The sequence below is a fragment of the Campylobacter sp. CNRCH_2013_0855 genome, from assembly GCF_025773025.1.
GTDB lineage: Bacteria > Campylobacterota > Campylobacteria > Campylobacterales > Campylobacteraceae > Campylobacter_D > Campylobacter_D jejuni_C.
This window is the reverse complement of sequence record NZ_JAKMTE010000003.1, coordinates 98,953-117,755: the sequence shown is the minus strand read 5'-3', so window position 1 is coordinate 117,755 and position 18,803 is coordinate 98,953. Positions and strand designations below refer to the sequence as shown.

General features: G+C 29.4%; 15 protein-coding genes and 1 pseudogene. 3 read left to right on the top strand and 13 right to left on the bottom strand.

Annotated elements, in window-relative coordinates; translation table 11 throughout:
- Positions 1-9: 9 nt before the first annotated feature.
- The 4 genes from L8X40_RS02915 to L8X40_RS02900 are packed head-to-tail and all read right to left on the bottom strand — an operon-like array spanning position 10 to position 2,781.
- Complete coding sequence (locus L8X40_RS02915) at positions 10-1,854, bottom strand: primosomal protein N' (protein ID WP_263667262.1); 1,845 nt, start codon at positions 1,852-1,854, stop codon at positions 10-12.
- Entirely contained in the window at positions 1,851-2,321 is a 471-nt protein-coding gene (locus tag L8X40_RS02910) for a type II secretion system protein (protein WP_214100300.1), read from the bottom strand. The genes L8X40_RS02915 and L8X40_RS02910 overlap by 4 nt, the downstream gene beginning before the upstream one ends.
- The gene (locus L8X40_RS02905; protein ID WP_012661889.1) at positions 2,322-2,561 is read right to left on the bottom strand and encodes a hypothetical protein; all 240 of its coding nucleotides are present in this window, start codon (positions 2,559-2,561) and stop codon (positions 2,322-2,324) included. It abuts the gene before it with no gap.
- Positions 2,548-2,781, bottom strand: coding sequence for a hypothetical protein (locus tag L8X40_RS02900; RefSeq protein ID WP_012661890.1), 234 nt, complete (start codon positions 2,779-2,781; stop codon positions 2,548-2,550). The genes L8X40_RS02905 and L8X40_RS02900 overlap by 14 nt, the downstream gene beginning before the upstream one ends.
- Before the next feature lie 156 nt (positions 2,782-2,937).
- Here L8X40_RS02900 and uvrB point away from each other — a divergent pair, with 156 nt between their 5' ends.
- The gene (gene uvrB, locus L8X40_RS02895; protein ID WP_261545180.1) at positions 2,938-4,911 is read left to right on the top strand and encodes an excinuclease ABC subunit UvrB; all 1,974 of its coding nucleotides are present in this window, start codon (positions 2,938-2,940) and stop codon (positions 4,909-4,911) included.
- An 8-nt stretch (positions 4,912-4,919) separates the two neighbouring features.
- Positions 4,920-6,897 (top strand): annotated as a pseudogene (locus L8X40_RS02885) (LTA synthase family protein).
- Between the two features lie 16 nt (positions 6,898-6,913).
- Here the strand turns inward: L8X40_RS02885 and efp are convergent.
- The 8 genes from efp to pheS are packed head-to-tail and all read right to left on the bottom strand — an operon-like array spanning position 6,914 to position 16,758.
- Positions 6,914-7,483, bottom strand: a complete 570-nt coding sequence (gene efp, locus L8X40_RS02880; RefSeq protein ID WP_039618934.1) for an elongation factor P — start codon at positions 7,481-7,483, stop codon at positions 6,914-6,916.
- Positions 7,484-7,543: 60 nt separating this feature from the next.
- Positions 7,544-9,124, bottom strand: a complete 1,581-nt coding sequence (gene serA / locus L8X40_RS02875) for a phosphoglycerate dehydrogenase (RefSeq protein ID WP_263667258.1) — start codon at positions 9,122-9,124, stop codon at positions 7,544-7,546.
- The gene (locus tag L8X40_RS02870; protein ID WP_087699986.1) at positions 9,121-9,600 is read right to left on the bottom strand and encodes a hypothetical protein; all 480 of its coding nucleotides are present in this window, start codon (positions 9,598-9,600) and stop codon (positions 9,121-9,123) included. The genes serA and L8X40_RS02870 overlap by 4 nt, the downstream gene beginning before the upstream one ends.
- A gap of 6 nt (positions 9,601-9,606) precedes the next feature.
- The gene (locus tag L8X40_RS02865; RefSeq protein WP_263667257.1) at positions 9,607-11,274 is read right to left on the bottom strand and encodes a 30S ribosomal protein S1; all 1,668 of its coding nucleotides are present in this window, start codon (positions 11,272-11,274) and stop codon (positions 9,607-9,609) included.
- Positions 11,275-11,329: 55 nt separating this feature from the next.
- On the bottom strand, positions 11,330-12,166 hold the full coding sequence (locus tag L8X40_RS02860) for a 4-hydroxy-3-methylbut-2-enyl diphosphate reductase (protein ID WP_087699982.1): 837 nt from the start codon (positions 12,164-12,166) through the stop codon (positions 11,330-11,332).
- Positions 12,156-13,442 (bottom strand): 3-phosphoshikimate 1-carboxyvinyltransferase, encoded by a 1,287-nt coding sequence (gene aroA / locus L8X40_RS02855; protein ID WP_263667256.1) that lies wholly within the window; start codon positions 13,440-13,442, stop codon positions 12,156-12,158. The genes L8X40_RS02860 and aroA overlap by 11 nt, the downstream gene beginning before the upstream one ends.
- Positions 13,439-15,769 carry a phenylalanine--tRNA ligase subunit beta gene (gene pheT, locus L8X40_RS02850; protein ID WP_263667255.1) on the bottom strand — a complete coding sequence of 777 codons (2,331 nt, stop codon included), beginning with the start codon at positions 15,767-15,769 and terminating at the stop codon, positions 13,439-13,441. Before pheT ends, aroA begins: the two co-directional genes overlap by 4 nt.
- A complete protein-coding gene (gene pheS, locus L8X40_RS02845) occupies positions 15,766-16,758 on the bottom strand; it encodes a phenylalanine--tRNA ligase subunit alpha (RefSeq protein ID WP_087699975.1) in 993 nt (330 codons plus the stop codon). The genes pheT and pheS overlap by 4 nt, the downstream gene beginning before the upstream one ends.
- Before the next feature lie 85 nt (positions 16,759-16,843).
- On the opposite strand from pheS, the gene L8X40_RS02840 reads away from it, so the two are divergent.
- Positions 16,844-17,209: a PKCI-related HIT family hydrolase gene (locus L8X40_RS02840; RefSeq protein ID WP_039626806.1), complete on the top strand. Its 366-nt coding sequence runs from the start codon at positions 16,844-16,846 to the stop codon at positions 17,207-17,209.
- Between the two features lie 17 nt (positions 17,210-17,226).
- Here L8X40_RS02840 and pckA read toward each other — a convergent pair whose 3' ends face one another.
- On the bottom strand, positions 17,227-18,801 hold the full coding sequence (gene pckA, locus L8X40_RS02835) for a phosphoenolpyruvate carboxykinase (ATP) (RefSeq protein ID WP_263667253.1): 1,575 nt from the start codon (positions 18,799-18,801) through the stop codon (positions 17,227-17,229).
- Positions 18,802-18,803 lie beyond the last annotated feature (2 nt).

Below are 18,803 nucleotides of genomic sequence, written 5' to 3'. Positions count from 1 at the left end.
ATATATTTTTTAAGAAAAATCAACCGGATCTATATCGCAAGTAATATTTTTAAAATTTAAAGTAAAATGCTCAAATTTTACAAGCTCTTGGTGAGTATTAGCACGCAATAATACATAAAAACGCCATTTTTTATTTAGCATTTCAATACCGCAAGCACCATGACCTACTAATTGCACTTGTTTTAATTCTTGAACTTTATTGGCTATAAATTCACATAAATTTAAAGCTTTGTTTTTATCCTCATCTTCAATAATTAGCCTTAAAAGTCTTTTAAATGGAGGGTAAAGCTCATTTCTAACATTTAATTCATCTTTTAAAAAACTATCATAATCTTGTATATATTTTTCAAAAAAAGATCTATTCTTAGTTTGTAAAAGCACCCTACCCTCACCCTTACGACCTGCACGACCTGCTACTTGCATAGCAAGAGCCAAAGTCTCTTCTAAAGCTTTAAAATTAGGTCTAAATAAATACTCATCAAGTCCCAAAATCACACTCAAATCCACATTATGATAATCATGTCCTTTAGCAAGCATAGAAGTACCTACTAAAATATCAATTTTTTCTTGATTAAAATCTTTTAAAATCATATCAAGCTTTTTTACACTGCTAATCTCATCACTATCAAATCTTTTTATAATAGGATTAAACTCAGCTAATTCTTTTTCTAAAAGCTCACAAAGCTCTGCTGTGCCCATTTTTTTAGCTTCAAGCATAACTCCATTGCAAGTTGGGCAGGTTTGATCGATTTCTTTAGTGAAACTACAATAATGGCATTTTAATGCATTTTTATTTTTGTGCAAACTCAAAGCAATAGAACAAAAAGGGCATTTAATGGTATTAGCACATTCTTTGCATAAAATTTGTCTAAAATTTGCTCTTGTAGGTAAAAATACCACAGCTTGTTTTTTATTTCTTAAACTAATTTTTAATTCTAAAAGCAATTTTGACGAAACACTAAGCTCACTCTCATCGTATAAAAACTGCTTTTTACTTTCAAAAAAGGTTCCTTTAAGTCTAAAACAAGGATGTTTATAAAAACTTACAACACTTGGAGTAGCCGAACCTAAAAGAACTTTTATATACATTTTTTTTGCTATAAATAAAGCCAAATCTCTTGCATTGATTTTTGGATTATTAGAAGCTTTGTAAGAATTATCATGCTCTTCATCAATAATAATCAAACCCAAATTCTTAAAAGGTAAAAACAAAGCCGATCTAGCTCCTACTACCAAAAGAGCTTTTGAATTTGCTAAATCTTGCAAATATTCTTGCTTTTTTTTCTTAGTAATTTTAGAATGCCACAAGAAAAAATGCTCACCAAAATACACTTTTAATCTTTTTTGCATTTGCGGAGTTAGAGCGATTTCTGGCATTAAAAGCAAAACTTGCTTTCCTTGCTCTAGATATTCTTTTATCAGGCTAATATAAATTTCAGTTTTACCACTTCCCGTATCACCAAATAGCAAACTAGTTTGTTTAGTTTTTATAAATTCCAAAGCTTCTTGTTGGTTTTTACTTAAACTAGGTGCTTTTTCTATATGAATTTTTTCATTTTTATACTCTTTAATGCTTTCAAACATACCCAAAACAAAAGCTATTTTACTAGCATAATAATAAGCAATAAATTGAGCAAGTTCGTATTGGTATTGCGTTAGCTTAAAACCTGTTTTTTCTTTTATAGCTTGGGTTTTAAAATCAGGCTTTGAGCATTTTTGTAAAATTATAGCTTTAAGATTTTTTTTCCTTGCAAGATCAACTACCACCTCATCTAAAATTTCAAATTCTTCCTCACTCTCATAAGTTAAGGTATCTAAATAATATCCTTTAATAGCAAGTTGATAAAAATTCAAAACCCATAATCCTTACAGTTTAAACTCACACATTCCAAAAAAACCTTTTCACTATTATAAGAAAAATCTATGTAATTTTTAGTATTTATGAAAAATCTATATTGAGTATTTGCTGTTTTCATCCACGATTTTTTAGATGAAATGATTGGTTTTTCTAAAACACTATAAGTGCATTGTTTTGTATTTTTATGATTTTGAGAATTAGAACATACAAATAATTTTTGATTTTCGCTATTTATCAAAGCTTCATCTAAAATTGTTGGAAAATCCTTACTTTCTTTAAATAAAAACTGATTTTTGAGTAAAGACAAAGAAGCATTGATGAGCTCCACCTCACTTTTTACTTGAATGAGTTTAGCATCGTTTTTTCCAAAAGAAAAATACGGATAAGCAATTACGCTAAGAATAGCAATAATCATCATACAAAAAACAAGCTCTATCAATGTAAAAGCTTTTTTTATTTGCATTTATTTTATTTCTTCATCGATAGTATTGATAAGTTTATTGAGTTCTTTTTTTAAGATATAGTTTTCGTAGCTAAGTTTTACAAAAGCATTAATGAAATTTGCAAGCTCTATCTTGCCTGTACCTCCAGAAATTAAAGCAATTTCATCTTCAAGATGATTTGCAAATTCATTACTGCATGTTACAACAAAGTCTTTTGCATAGACATTAATTGTAACTTTTCTTTGGTTATTGTTTGCCAAGAACTGCCTCTATTTTTTTGATCACATCTTCGCTTTCAATATTTTTATTTTTAAGCTCTTCTTCTAAACGCGCGATTTGATTATTTTTAGCTTCATTTTGTGCTTTTACACTTACTAATTCATTTCTTAAATTTTCATTTATTTCACACACTTCATTATATTTAGCCAAAAGCTCATTTACTTTATCTGTCATTGTGTTGATTATTCTTTCATCATACATATTTTCTTGCCTTTATTGATTTTATATTTTAGAGTATTTTAAACACATAATTGTAACAAAAAAAAATTTAATTTTGCATAGCTTTTTGTTTTAAAATTTAAATTTTTTACAAAAAATTTTGTGTAAAATTAGCAAAAATACAAGTTAGGAAAATTTATGTTTGAACTTACTAGTGATTTTGAGCCAAGTCCTGATCAAAAACAAGCCATTGATGGTATAGTAAAAAGTATCAAAGCAGGCAATAAATATCAAACCTTACTAGGTGTTACAGGCAGTGGAAAAACTTTCACTATGGCAAATATCATTAAAAACTTGAATATACCTACTCTTATCATGAGCCATAATAAAAGCTTATGTGCACAACTTTATAGTGAATTTAAAGGTTTTTTTAAAAACAATCACGTGGAATATTTTATAAGTTATTATGATTATTATCAACCAGAAGCCTATATACCAAGAACGGATGTTTTTATAGAAAAAGATAGTTCTACCAATGAAGACTTGGAAAGATTAAGACTAAGTGCAAGCGCTTCACTTTTAAGTTATGATGATGTTATTTGTATAGCTAGTGTTTCAGCAAATTATGGCTTAGGAAATCCAAGTGAGTATGTAGGTATGGTTTTGATTTTAGAGCTTAATATGCAAATAAATCAAAAAAAACTTTTAAAAAAACTTGTAGATATGGGCTATAAACGCAATGATAATTTCTTTGATAGAGCTGATTTTAGAGTCAATGGAGATATAGTAGATATATATCCAGCTTATTATGAGGATGAGGCTATTAGACTTGAGTTTTTTGGCGATGAACTTGAGGCGATGTATCATTATAATGTCTTAGAAAATAAAAAAGGTAAAGATTTAAAAAAATTTATACTTTATCCAACTAGTCAATTTAGCGTAGGTGAAGCTAGACTTAAAGAGGCTATAAAAGGTATAAAAACTGAATTAAATGAACGTCTTGCTTATTTTGAAAATGAAAATAAACTCGTAGAAGCACAAAGACTAAAACAAAGAGTGGAATTTGATCTTGAGATGCTTCAAAGCACTGGCATGTGCAAAGGAGTGGAAAATTATGCTTTGCATTTAACAGGACTTAAAAGCGGCGATACACCTTATACGCTTTTTGATTATTTTGCCATTAAAAACCAAGATTTTTTAGTCATTGTAGATGAATCCCATGTATCTTTACCACAATTTCGCGGAATGTTTGCAGGGGATAGAAGTAGAAAGCAAACTTTGGTTGATTATGGTTTTCGCTTGCCAAGTGCCTTAGATAATAGACCTTTGATGTTTGATGAATTTATTAATAAAAATTGTAAATTTTTATTTGTTTCAGCTACACCTGCGCCTTTAGAACTAGAATTAAGCAAAGAAAATATTTTTTATCAAATTATGCGTCCAACAGGGCTTTTAGATCCTAAAATAGAAATCAAAGATAGTGAAAATCAAGTTGAAATTTTATACGATGAAGCTAAAAAAGTTATAGAACGTAATGAAAGAGTTTTAATAACCGTTTTAACTAAAAAAATGGCTGAGGAACTTAGTAAATACTACTTAGAGCTTGGCTTAAAAGTAAAATACATGCATTCAGAAATTGATGCAATAGAACGCAATGAAATCATCCGTGACCTAAGAAGCGGTGCTTTTGATATTTTAATCGGGATTAACCTTTTAAGAGAAGGACTTGATTTACCTGAAGTTTCCCTTATAGCGATTATGGATGCAGACAAGGAAGGCTTTTTAAGAAGTACCACTGCACTCATTCAAACAATGGGACGTGCAGCTAGAAATGTCAATGGAAAAGTATTACTTTTTGCTAAAAAAATCACAAAATCTATGCAAGAAGCTATCGATACCACCAATGAGAGAAGAGCTTTACAAGAAGCTTATAACAAAAAACACAACATCACACCAACCTCAGTAAAAAGAAACATAGAAGAAAGTTTAAAACATGAACTTGAACAAGGAGAAATTTATCGCAAAGGCAAAGAACTTGAAAAAATGCCTGCAAAAGAACGTGCTAAAATAGTAAAAGAATTAAGAAAACAAATGCTAGAGGCAGCTAAAAACCTTGAGTTTGAGAAAGCAGCAATGCTTAGAGATGAAATTGGAAAACTAAAATTTTTATAGGAGAAAAAATGAAAAAAACGCTCATTCAAATTATTATCTTTTGCTTTTTATTTATAAGCATCTTTACTATTAATAGGCTTTTCATGCAAAATGATTTTATTTCACAAAAAATCATACAAAATAATTTCTATGATATATTAAAAATGTATTTTTATGGAATTTATCATGACATAAGATTTTTAAGTGTTGCTTTTTTACCGCTTTTGTTTTGTGGATTTCTTTCTTTAATAATTTCTCATCTTAACCACAAAAAACTAGTGATATTTACGGGGGGGGGTATATAGACTATATAGCATTGTTTCAAGTATTTATATAGCATTTATAGCTATTATAAGTATAATTTTTTCTTTTGCAAAATATTACTACTACGAACTTTATAATGACAAATTTAATATTTTTTTATTTAGTATAAAAAATGACAATATTAGCACTATTTTAGATATCATCTATAATGATTACCCTATTTTAAAAATTTCATTTTTAGCTTTATTTATTTCTTTATGCTGTGTATTTTTAAATTTAAAAATTTTATATTATAAAACTACCAAAAACAACTATAAAATTCATACCTTATTATTTTTAAATATCATTTTAATTTTTATATACATTTTAGCTCTTAGGGGACCATTTAAACATGTTGCTATTAATGTACAAAACTATTCCTTTAGCGAATTTAAAGTTGTAAATGATACTATGCTAAATCCTATAATGACTTTTGCTTGGGCTCATAAACAATACAAAGAAGAACAAAAAATACCCTCAGTTGATGATAACACTGCAAAAGAAATTCAAAGTAAATTGTTTCCTTATATGGATATAAGTCAAAACAACCCTATAGCAGATACTACAAAACCAAGTATTTTTTTAAATATAATGGAAAGTTTTGGTTTAGAAATTAATGAGTATAGTTCTGAAAAAATAAATTTTTTAGGTGAACTAAAGCAACATTTTGAGGAAGATTTTTTATTTAAGAGATTTTTATCATCAAGCAATGGAACTATACCTAGTTTGGCAAATTTATTATTTATCAGTCCATTTTCAAATATTTCAACTAGTAAATTTCAAACAATAAAACTACCTCTTACTCCTATTGAAATTTATAAAAAAGCAGGTTATAGGGTTATTTTTATAAGTGCTGGAAATGGATCTTGGCAAAATATAAAAGAGTATTTAAAAATACAAGGAGTAGATGAAATTATAGATGAAAATAGTATAGTTAATTCTTATCCTCAAGCTAAAACAACGCAAAATGGTTATGGAGTAGCCGATGAATTTTTATATAAAAAAGCTTATGAAATATTGCAAGATAATCCATATAAAACATTAATCATTGCCCTAACAATATCAAATCATCCTCCATATTTAGATTATAATATAAAGATTAATCATGATCAAATACCAAATAAACTATTAAATCTTCTTCCATATAATCATAAAAAACAACTAGCTATATTAAAAGCATATACTTATGCAAACAATGAATTTGGAAAATTCTTAAGCAAAATAAAACATAGTGAGCTAAAAGACAAGATTATTGTAGCCGCAACAGGAGATCATAGAACAAGAGATTTGAAAAATAATCTAAATAATGCAAAAGCTTTTTCTTATAGTGTTCCTTTTTATTTATACATCCCAAAAATACTACAATATAATATTCATTATGATAAAAATAGAGTAGGATCACATAAAGATGTATTTCCGACCTTATATAATATAAGTCTTAGTAACGTAGAATATATTAGCATGGGCGGAAGAAATATATTAGGTCTAGCTAAAAACGAAAAACTAGAATTTGGGATAAATGATGCATTGTGGATTGATGATAAAGGTGTATATATTACAAATAAAGGATATTTTTTTGAAAAAAACACTTCAATCAAAAACACAAGTCAAGAAATTATTTTAGATAAATACCATAAAGAATTTCATGAGTTATATTATAAAATAAATTGGTGGCAACTCAATAAAAGGCTAAATAATAAATAAGCTAAGACAACTTAGCTTATTTATTTGCTCTTTCTATATATTCTCCACGCACAGTATCAACACGGATTACTTCCCCTTCTAGCACATGGAAAGGAATTTGCACTACTGCACCTGTTTCTAAAGTAGCTGGTTTTTTGTTTGAACCTTGAGTATCACCTTTGAAATTTGGCGCTGTTTCAATAATTTTAAGCTCCATTACTTGAGGTACTTCCACGCCAATTGCTTTTCCATTGTGAAATAAAACATCTACCATGGTTCCATCAAGCATCCATTTTTTAGCTTCACCCACATCTTCATCACTAATTGCAACTTGCTCATAAGTTTGAGTATCCATAAATTGACAATTTTCACCATCATCGTATAGATATTGCATTTGTTTTTCTTCTAAATTTGGAGATTCACATTTATCCCCTGCATGGAAAGTTTTTTCCAAAACCTTACCATCAATAAAAGATTTAATTTTAATACGCACAAAAGCAGGACCTTTTCCTGGTTTTACATGTTGATATTCTACGATTTTAAAAGGAATACCATCAATTTCTATTTTTAAACCTTTTTTTAAATCTCCCATTCCATAAGAAGCCATATATTTTCCTTAATTTTAAAATTAAAAAATAATTGTAACAATTAAGGCTTATAAAAAGCCTTAAATTTCTGCATATTCTGCAAAAATACAAGCATCAATAGCTCTTAATTCCTCAAGCAAAGCTTTTGAAATTTTTGTATCAAGCAAAATCACAGCCAAAGCTTTTCCAAAGCCATTTCTACCAAGTCTAAAATCAGCTATATTGACATTATTTTTAGCTAAAATTCCGCTAACATTAGCAATAACTCCTGGTATGTCATTATTGTTTAAAATTATCATTTTCCCTTTAGGTTTAAAATCTACATCAAAACCATTTAACTCTACTATCCTTTGTTCGTTTTCACCAAAAATAGTTCCTGAAATAGAAAGATTAGAATTATCTGTAATTACCTTTATGGTGATTTTATTACTATAACCACTACTTGGTAAAATACAAGAAGAAAGTTCCACACCCTTATCTTTAGCTACAAAATGCGCATTAATATAATTAATATTTTCACCTAAAATTCCTCTTAAAACACTCACTGTTGCAAAAGTTAGCAAAGACTCATTATACTCACTAATTTGTCCTTCACTTTCAAGTTTAATAGCCTTAATAGGAGTTTTATCAAGCTGAGCAGCCAAAAAGCCCATTTTAGAAATAAGCTCAATGTAAGGTGCTACAAAACTTGGCAAATCTTCAGTTTTAATTGGTAAATTTAAAGCATTAGGATAAGAAATTCCTCTTACAGCATTTAAAGCTTGCTCGCATGCTTGAATAGCGATATTTTCTTGACTTTCTAAGGTATTTGCACCAAGATGAGAAGTAACAGAAACATTTTCAAAGTCTAAAAATGGATGATTAGTTGCAGGTTCTTTATTAAATACATCTATGCCAAGCCAAGCTATTTTACCACTTTTTAACCCCTCGCACAAAGCATCTTCATTATAAAGACCGCCTCTAGCACAATTGATCAATCTTACACCATCTTTCATTTTAGAAATTTCTTCAAAAGAAATCATATCTGTTGTTTCTTTTGTTTTTGGTGTATGTATGGTAATAAAATCACTTTGAGTTAAGATTGTATCTAAAGAATTCACACACTCTATACCCAAATCAGTCATTTTAGAAGCTACCACATAAGGATCATAAGATATAACTTTCATACCAAAAGCTTTTGCACGTACAGCTACTCTTGAACCTATGTTACCAAAACCTATAACCCCTAAAGTTTTGTTCATAAGCTCAACACCATACCACTTTTCTCTTTCCCATCTTCTTTGTATTTTTAAAAAATTATGAGCATTTACAAAAGATCTTGCAGAGCATAATAAATGATTCATAGTAAGTTCAACCGCTGCTATGGTATTAGCCGTTGGCACATTCATTACTATAATGCCTTTTTTAGAGCATTCATCTATATCAACATTATCAACCCCAACACCTGCTCTAACTAAAGCTTTTAAATTAGAACATGCATTGATAAATTTCAAATCCACATCCGTTGAACTTCTAGTAATAGCCACATCCACATCGTTTAATTTTGTCAAAAGCTCACCTTTAGGTAAATGTGCCGCTTCGATAAGCTCTACATCATCAGCTTTTCTTAAAAGCTCTACACCTTTGTCTAATATTGCATCACATACAATAATTTTTTTCATAACCAAACCTCCTTTAATTTTGCATTTATGTTGTAAATTTTTAATTTGTCGATCAGTGCATTTAAAACTTTTTCATTATCTGTATCTAAATAAATCGCAACTTCATCTTTACTCTGTGTTAAAGTATATTTAATAAAAAAAGAATGCAAAGTTTGCTTTAAACAAAACATAGAATAAACATCATTTTTATTCACATCAAGCATATAGAATTTTTGCTTTGGCTTTACTATAGAATCATCCATATTAAAACTCATATAAAATTCATTTGCCGCTGGAGAGAAGTCGTTGATTTTAAGATTTGAAAGTTTATCTTGCCAAGTTTGCGGCAATTCTTTTTTTATCTCATCAAAAGAATATTTAACATTTTGTGAGATAGATAGATTTCCAACATCTAAATATCTCACCATAAAAACAAAAGCAACAAATAAAGCTAAGCTTAAAAAGCCTAAAATACCATAAAGGGTATATTTTTTCATTTTTTATTATGAAAGTTGATCTTTGATAATATCACCTAAAGTTACTTTATCATTATCATTGATTTCATTTAACGCTTCTCTTTCTTTCATTTTTGCAAGACTTTTCACGCTTAAACGAATTCTATTTTTCTTTTCATCAATGAAAACAATTAAAGCTTCTATTGTATCGCCTACTTTTAAACTTGAAAAATCAATATTACCTAAATCTTCTTTGTGAATTAGCGCATCAACACCTTCTTCAAGCTCCACAAAAACTCCAAAATCCTTAATATCTCTAATTTTTCCTGAGATAATATCATTTACTTGGTGTTTTTGCGCATAAACTTGCACAGGGCTTTTTTGCAATTCTTTAGTACTTAAAGAAATCTTTTGATTTTCTTTGTCTAGCTTGATGATTTTAACTTCCATAACATCACCAACTTTATACATATCTTTGCATTTATCGTTTCTATTCCATGAAGCGTCTTCATTGTGCAATAAACCTTCTAAGTTTGCAATTTTTACAAAGGCACCAAAATTAGTCACAGAAGTAACACTACCTTTTACTACATCACCTACTTTATGTGATTTTAAAAACTCATCAAAAGGTTTTGCTAATAAATTTTTTAAAGAAACTCTAAGTCTTCTTTCTTTAGCATTAATCTCAATCACTTCCACATCAAGCTCTTGACCTTCGCTAATATAATCTTTTGGATTCTTAGCATTTTTATCCCAAGAAATTTCACTTATATGTAAAAATCCTTCTATATCATTTCCTAAATCAACAAAAGCACCATATGGTTCTATATTTGAAACTGTAACCTTAATGGTGTCACCAACCTCTAAACCATCTTTAATTTCATCCCAAGGATCAGGCATAGCAAGTTTGATAGATAAAGAAAGATGTTTTTTATCTTTATCATATTTAATCACTTTTACAGGAACCTTATCGCCTTCACTATATAATGAACTAGGATTTACTGGCCCTTTGTAAGAAATTTCACTATAATGAACCAAACCATCAACACCACCCACATCAACAAACATACCGTAAGTAGTGATTTTTTTAACAGTACCTTCTATGATTTCCTCTTGATTTAACACATTTGAGATAATCTCTTTGCGTTTTTTTCTTTCTTCATCTACTATTTTTTTTCTAGAAACTACTATACTTTGAGCTTCTTTATCTATTTTGATGATTTTAACTTTAAAGGTTTTATTGATGATGTTATTTGAATCTTTAAAGCTACTTTGTGATTTTGGTAAGAAAAACTCTACTCCATTTTCATCCACAGCTACAAAACCGCCTCTATTTTTACCAATGATTTTTACATCAAACATACTTTCATCATCTTTATAATTATCAATAAATTCTTTAACTTTTTGCTTTCTTAAAGCTTTTTTGTGAGAAAGTAAAGATCTGCCACCGCGAGAACCCACTATAGCAACTTCTAATGTATCGCCTTCTTTGAAGATAAATTCGCCTTTGTCGTTTTGAATTTCTTCTATTGCCAAAATACCTTCTGATTTTTGCCCTACATTTACAAATACCTCATCGCCTTTAATCACGACAATTATACCCTGTGTAGTTGCCTCCTCATCAGACTTAAAAGATTCTTCAAGCATTTGCTCAAAATCTTCTTCTATGATAATATCCTCTAGTCTGTTTTGAACTTTTTTGTTCACCTCGCTCATCGTGGTCCTTTGTTTTAAATTTTAATTCTTGATTATAGTATTGTTTTCTTTAAACTTAGTTAATTTTGGTGTATTCTTTGATTTTTTCCAAAACCAAATTAATCACCCAATCAGGTGTAGAAGCACCCGCGCTAATACCACATTTTTCTTTACCACTAAACCATTCTTTTTGAATTTCTTTTTCATTTTCGATTAAATAGCTATCCTCGCAGTAATTTTTTGCTATTAAAAAAAGTTGCTTAGTATTGGCTGAATTTTTTCCTCCAACTATTATCATTACATCACTTTTCTTGGCAAGTTCATTGATTGCTTCTTGGTTTTTAAAAGTTGCATCACATATAGTATTAAAAACACGCACTTCCTTAACCCTGAGCATTAAATAATTTACAATTTCCATAAATTTTTCTACTTTTTTTGTAGTTTGTGATACCACTGCAATTTTAGAAGGCAATTTAATATCAAGCAATTCTTTTTCATCAAGCACTACATAAGCCTTAGTACTTACATAACTTCTAACCCCTTTTACTTCAGGATGATTTTCATCGCCAAAAATTACCACTTCATAGCCTTCATTGCTCATTTGTTCACAAATTTTTTGAGGTTTAGTCACAAAAGGACATGTAGCATCAAAAATTTCCATGTCTTTTTGCTTTAATTTTTCTAAATCTTGTTTTGTAATTCCATGGGTTCTAATGATGGCTTTTTTTTCTGTGCTTAATTCATTGATATCATTTAATGTTTTAACATTATAATTTTTCCAAAGTCTTGTGATTTCTTCATTATTATGAATTAAAGGGCCTATAGTAGCTGCATCTTTAATCTGCTCAGCCTTTTTAATGGCTCTTTTTACTCCAAAACAAAATCCATAACTTTTTGCTAGCTCAATCTCCAACTTTAGCTCCTATTTGCTTTAAAATCTCAATAAAATTTGGAAAAGAAGTTTTAATGCATTCGCTATCATCTACTTCCATTCCACATCTTAAACCTAAAATTAAAAAGCTCATCGCAATTCTATGATCTCCAAAGCTTTCTATTTTAGCACTTTTAGCTTCGCCACCTTCTACTTCAAAACCATCTTCAAATTCTTTTACTTTTATGCCACATTTTTGCAAATTTAATACAATTGATTTAATTCTATCGCTTTCTTTTACGCGTAATTCTTTAGCATTTTTTACAGTACTTTTTCCTTTTGCACAAGCAAAAGCTATAGCCAAAGCTGGAATTTCATCAATCAACCATGCGATATTTTCACTCACATTTATCGCTTTTAAGGGCGCACTTTCAACATAAATTTCTCCAATACTTTCAAAATCTTCATTAGTAGTATTATAAGTAATTTTTACACCCATTTTTTCTAAAATTTTAAAGGCTTCAATGCGTGTTTTATTTAACAAAACATTTTTTAAAACTACTTTTGAATGAGGTAAAATACAAGCGGCTAAGGCAAAATAAAAGGCTGATGATGGATCATTTGGTACACATACTTCAAATGCTTTTAATTTTTCTTTTAAAGGATTTATTTTAATAAAAGTTTTATCCTCATTTAAATATTCAATGCAAGCTCCCATTTTATTAAGTATAATCTCACTATGATCTCTTGAAAGATCAATTTCTTTAAAATAACTTTCTTTTTTGGCAAATAAAGCTGCTAAAATTAAAGCTGATTTTACCTGAGCTGAGGCAATATTACTACTAAAATCAAAACCTTCTAACTTGGCTCCTTGTATACAAATAGGTGCTAAATTTGCATTAGCTCTTCCATAAATTTTAGCTCCTAAACTCATCAAAGGCTCACTTACCCGCTTCATCGGCCTAGCATTTAAATAACAATCTCCACTAAGTACAAAAAATTCATCTTCGATAGCACTTAAAAGACCTATTAAAAGTCTCATAGCTGTACCTGAATTGCCACAATCTAAAACACAATTTGGAGATTTTATATATTTTGGAGCTCTAATATAAATTAATCCATTAATTTCTTCAACTTCAGCTCCCAAAGCTTGAATAATTGCTAAGGTATGTAAGGTATCTTGGGCTTTTAAATAATTTTTAATTTTGCAAGTTCCTTGGGTAAACAAAGAAAAGATAGCAAAGCGATGAGATATAGACTTATCAGAAGCTATATCTTCAAGCTCTACTTTAAAAGATGAAATAGGACTGATTTTCATCGAAGTTTTAAACCATGTTCATCATCTAAAGCTTTGATGATTTTATCAATATATCCAAGAATAATATTATCTTCTAAGGTTTTTTCAAAATCTCTAAATACTAAATTAATAGTCAAGCTATAAAAATCGCCTAAATTCTCATCTGTATATAAATCTACTACTCTAAAACTTTCTAATCTTTCAATATCTAATTTAGCAATAGTGTGTTTGATTTTTTCATATTCAAAACCCTTAGGTATAACTATACTTAAATCCCTGCTCATAGATGGAAATTTAGAATAAGCTTTAGCAGTTTTAAAGTCTTGTTTTAAGCCTTCTAAATCAAGCTCACAAATATAAGTTTTAACCAAATCTCTTTTATTTTCTATACTTAAATGCACTCTACCTACAAAACCTACACGCTTGCCGTTTTTGTATACATTTGCTTGCTCATATGGGCTTAAAAATGCATATTCTGATTTTTGCAAACTAAACTCACCTATAATGCTCTTTAATTCTGCTAAAAAAGTATAAAAATCCACTAAAATAGGCTTGGCCTTATTTGTGATTTTAGCTTCTTCTTTGTAGCCACTAAAGATCATCGCAAATTTAGTATGCTCATTTGAAAACTCATCAAAAACACTACCACACTCAAAAAGTTTAATTTTCTTTTTTGAATTTCTTAGATTAAAGCTTACTGCATTTAAAAGATGATTTATCAAAGTACTTCTTAAAGTATTAAGTTCGTTAGTAATAGGATTAATGAGTTTGTTTTTAATACATTTAAATCCTAGCTGACTTAATTCTTCTTCATTATCCAAAACATAATGCACACTTTCAAAATATCCATTGTTACTTGCTTTTAATCTTAAATTTTTAAGCTCTTGATAATCAAAATATACTTGATTTAAACGATTTTTTTCTTTAAATTCTAAAGCTTTTGATGGGATATTATCAATACCGATAATTCTTACTATTTCTTCACTAATATCAGCTATATTTACTATATCACTACGGTGAAGTGGAATTTTAATATTAAATTGTTCATCATTTACCACACTTATTTCAAAGCCTAGTTTTTTAAGAATTTTGACTAAATTATTTTTATCTATAGGCATACCAATGATTTTATCAACCTCTGCACCAAAAATCCCAATAATATTTGCTTCATTTTCTTTAAAAACTTGTTGGCTTCCTGAAAAAACACTCATTGCACTAATTTTTAAGCACTCATTAAATAAATACTCCATTCCCAAAGAAAGCTTAGGCTCGCTGCCTCTTAAAGAACGATATATAATGTCATTTTTCTTTTTATAAAAGGCTATTGCATTTGCTATAGTTTGAGGATGAGTATAACTTGCTTCTATAATGATGATTTTACTCTCATCATTGATTTTAAATTTATCTTCTTGCTCTATACCTGCTAAAGCAATCAACTCATCTTTATAATAAACCCCATATTCTCCATGTTCTTGAGTTTTAATCTCTAAAACAATCTTTTCATCGATTTGACATTCTTGACAAAGCTTATGAAAATCATAAGCACAAAAAATCACTCCGCTTGCATGAGTTGCATAAGTTAAAAGATTTTCTATGTTGTTATTTTTATATGCTTCAATCAAAGCAAGACGAATTTGTATCGTGATATTTAACTTAAATTCTTCTTTAATCTCTAGTGCCTTATAAGCAAAAAATCCTTCAACATCACTTTGATTTTTAACACTTAGTATTCTTCCTATACCTACGCTATTTTCACTTTCTTTTAAAGGGTTTAATTCTTTTAAATTTAAATCAAGTGCTGCACTCAAATCTCTAGCAACACCATATAAACTCAAGCAATCCCCGCGGTTTGGAGTAAGTTCTATTTCAATTAATTCATCATTAAAAAGTTCATAATCATTTAAAGCTTTTCCTAAAACCAACTCCCCCATGCTTTCATCTAAAACCATAATACCTTCATTGCTTTTTCCAAAACCAAGCTCACTAGAAGAGCAAATCATACCCATAGATTCAACCCCTCTAAGTTTGGCAGGTTTTATCTCAAGTCCGCTAGGAAGCACTGCACCTACTAAAGATACGGCTACAAATTGATCTTTATCAACATTTTTTGCGCCACAAACAATTTGTAAAATTTCATTCCCAACATCTACTTTACAAATATTCAATTTATCTGAATTTTCATGTTTAACTTTTTCTAAAACCTTACCTATTACAACTTTTTGGGGAGCTTTAACACTTTTGAAACTATCAACCTCCAATCCTATAGAATTTAAAGTATTTACTATAGTTTGTGTTGATATTTCACTTAAATCAATCCATTCATTTAACCAATTTCTACTAATAATCATCTAAATTGCTCCAATAATCTTAAATCACCTTCAAACATAGAACGCAAATCAGGAATTTTATGTAAAAGCATAGCAAAACGCTCCACACCCAAACCAAAAGCATAGCCACTTACATTTTTATAACCAACAAATTTATAAACATTAGGATCAACAACGCCACATCCTAAAACTTCAAGCCATCCTGTTTGCTTACAAACCCTACATCCACAACCTTTACAAAACACACAAGAAATATCTACTTCAGCAGATGGCTCTGTAAATGGAAAAAAACTTGGTCTAAAACGCACTTTTACATCGCCAAACATATGTTTTAAAAAATGCTCTAGCATATCTTTTAAATTTGCAAAATTTACCTTATCGCCTTCTTCTACCACAAGTCCTTCTACTTGATGAAACATAGGGGTATGAGTAATATCAAAATCTCTTCTAAAAACTGCACCTGGTGCTATCATTCTAATAGGTGGTTTTTGAGATAGCATAGTTCTAATTTGCACTGGAGAAGTTTGAGATCTAAGCAAGGTTTTATCTTCAAAATAAAAAGTATCTTGCATATCTCTTGCAGGATGATTTTGTGGTAAATTTAATGCTTCAAAATTATGAAAATCATCCTCAATCAAAGGCCCTTTTTCTATACTGAAATTTAAAGCTGTAAAATATTCTATGATTTTATCCATAGTTTGCATGATTGGGTGCAAAGCACCTGCATTTGAAGTTTCATCAAAAAAGCTAAAATCTTGCACATCTTGTTTCATTTTTTCATTTAAAGCTTTTTCTTCTAATTCTTTTAATTTTATTTGATAAGCCTCATTAAATTCATCTCTTGTTTTATTTAAACCATTGGCAAATTCTTTTTTTTCTTCACCTTGCAAATCTTTTAACTTTGCAAATTCTAAAGTCAAAATACCTTTTTTTCCTAAAACACTTACTTTTATATTTTCAAGCTCTGCTAAAGTATTTACAGAAGCAATTTTTTCTATCATATCTTGCAATTTTAGCTCCAACTAAATTTTTTTTAAACATTCTAATGTAAAATTATTTAAAATTAGCAAAAAATAACAAAAAAAGGATTACTAAATGAGAGAAAAAACCGTATTTGAACTAATCGTAGAAGGAAAAATTCCTGCTAATAAAGTTTTAGAAAGTGAAAAATTTTTAGCTTTTCATGATATCAATCCTAAAGCACCTATTCATATTTTAATCATTCCAAAAGAACATTTTGAAAACTTTCAAGAATTAAGACCTGAATTAATGAGTGAAATGACACAATTTATCCAAGAACTAGCTACTCTTTTAGGACTTGATAAAAGTGGGTATAGATTAATCACAAATTGTGGGAAAAATAGCGGGCAAGAAGTTTTTCATTTACATTTTCATATGTTAGGTGGATTTGAGCTTCCAAAAAATAAAGAAACCCAAATCAATCCTGAATCACTATTCTAAAAAGAGCTTAACTCTTTTTAGATAGTAGGACCAGCTAATTTAAATTCTGCTCCTTCTTTTACATCTTCATAGCGTTTGAAATTTTCTATAAACATTTTTGCAAGCTTTAATTTAGTTTCTTCATAAGCTTTTTTATCCTCCCAAGTATTAACAGGGTTTAATAACTTACTTTCTACACCCGCTAATTCTTTTGGAACTGCAAGATTAAATAAATCATAGTTTTCAAACTCACAATTTTGTATGCTACCATCTAAAATCGCATTAATGCAAGCTCTAGTAGCTTTAATGCTCATTCTTTTACCTACACCATAAGTTCCACCGCTCCAACCGGTATTTACCAGATAAACATTCACATTATGCTTACTGATTTTTTCGCCCAAAAGTTTTGCATAAACAGTTGGATGTAATGGCAAAAACACTTCTCCAAAACAAGCTGAAAAAGTCGCAACAGGTTCAGTAATACCTCTTTCAGTACCTGCTACTTTAGCAGTATAACCACTTAGAAAATAATACATTGCTTGTTCTTTACTAAGCTTACTAACCGGAGGTAAAACACCAAAAGCATCCGCTGAAAGGAAAATGATATTACTAGGATGACCTGCACTAAGGCTTGGCTCGTGATTTAAAATATGCTCTATCGGATAAGAAACTCTAGTATTTTCAGTTTTAGAACCATCATTGAAATCAACGCTTAAATCATCTTTTAAAACTACATTTTCTAAAAGTGCATTTTGTTTGATTGCCCCATAAATTTCTGGCTCACTTTGAGGATCAAGGTTAATGCATTTTGCATAACAACCTCCTTCAAAATTAAACACACCCTCATCATCCCAACCATGCTCATCATCGCCTATTAATTTTCTTTTTGGATCAGTTGAAAGAGTAGTTTTACCTGTACCACTAAGCCCAAAGAAAAGCGCCACATCGCCTTTTTCTCCAACATTAGCACTACAATGCATAGAAAGTTTATTTTCAAGTGGAAGCCAATAATTCATCATAGAAAAAATTCCTTTTTTCATCTCTCCACCATACCAAGTTCCACCAATTACTGCTATATTTTTTTCTATGTTAAAAATGACAAAAACCTCTGAATTTAAACCATCTTTTTTATAATCTTCATTCACACATTTACAAGCATTATATACTACAAAATCAGGCTTAAACTCTTTAAGATCTTCTTCTTTTGGGCGAATAAACATATTTTTTACAAAATGCGCTTGCCATGCAATTTGCGTTACAAAACGCACAGCTTTACGACTTTTTAACGAAGCTCCACAATATGCATCTTGGATATAAATATCACTATTACTAAGTTGTTTTTTAGCTTTTGCTAAAAGTTTTTCAAATAACTCCTCACTAATAGGTTGATTAATCTTACCCCAAGCAATATATTTTTGTGAAGGATCTTGTTTTACAAAATATTTATCCTTAGGACTTCTTCCGGTAAAAATTCCCGTATCCACACTAAAAGTACCATTTTTAGTACATACACCTTCATTATTGTTTTTTTCGTGTTTTAAAAGCTCATCATAACTAAGATTATGAAAAACTTGTCCGATATTTTCTAAACCTAAATTTTCTAAACCTATCATTT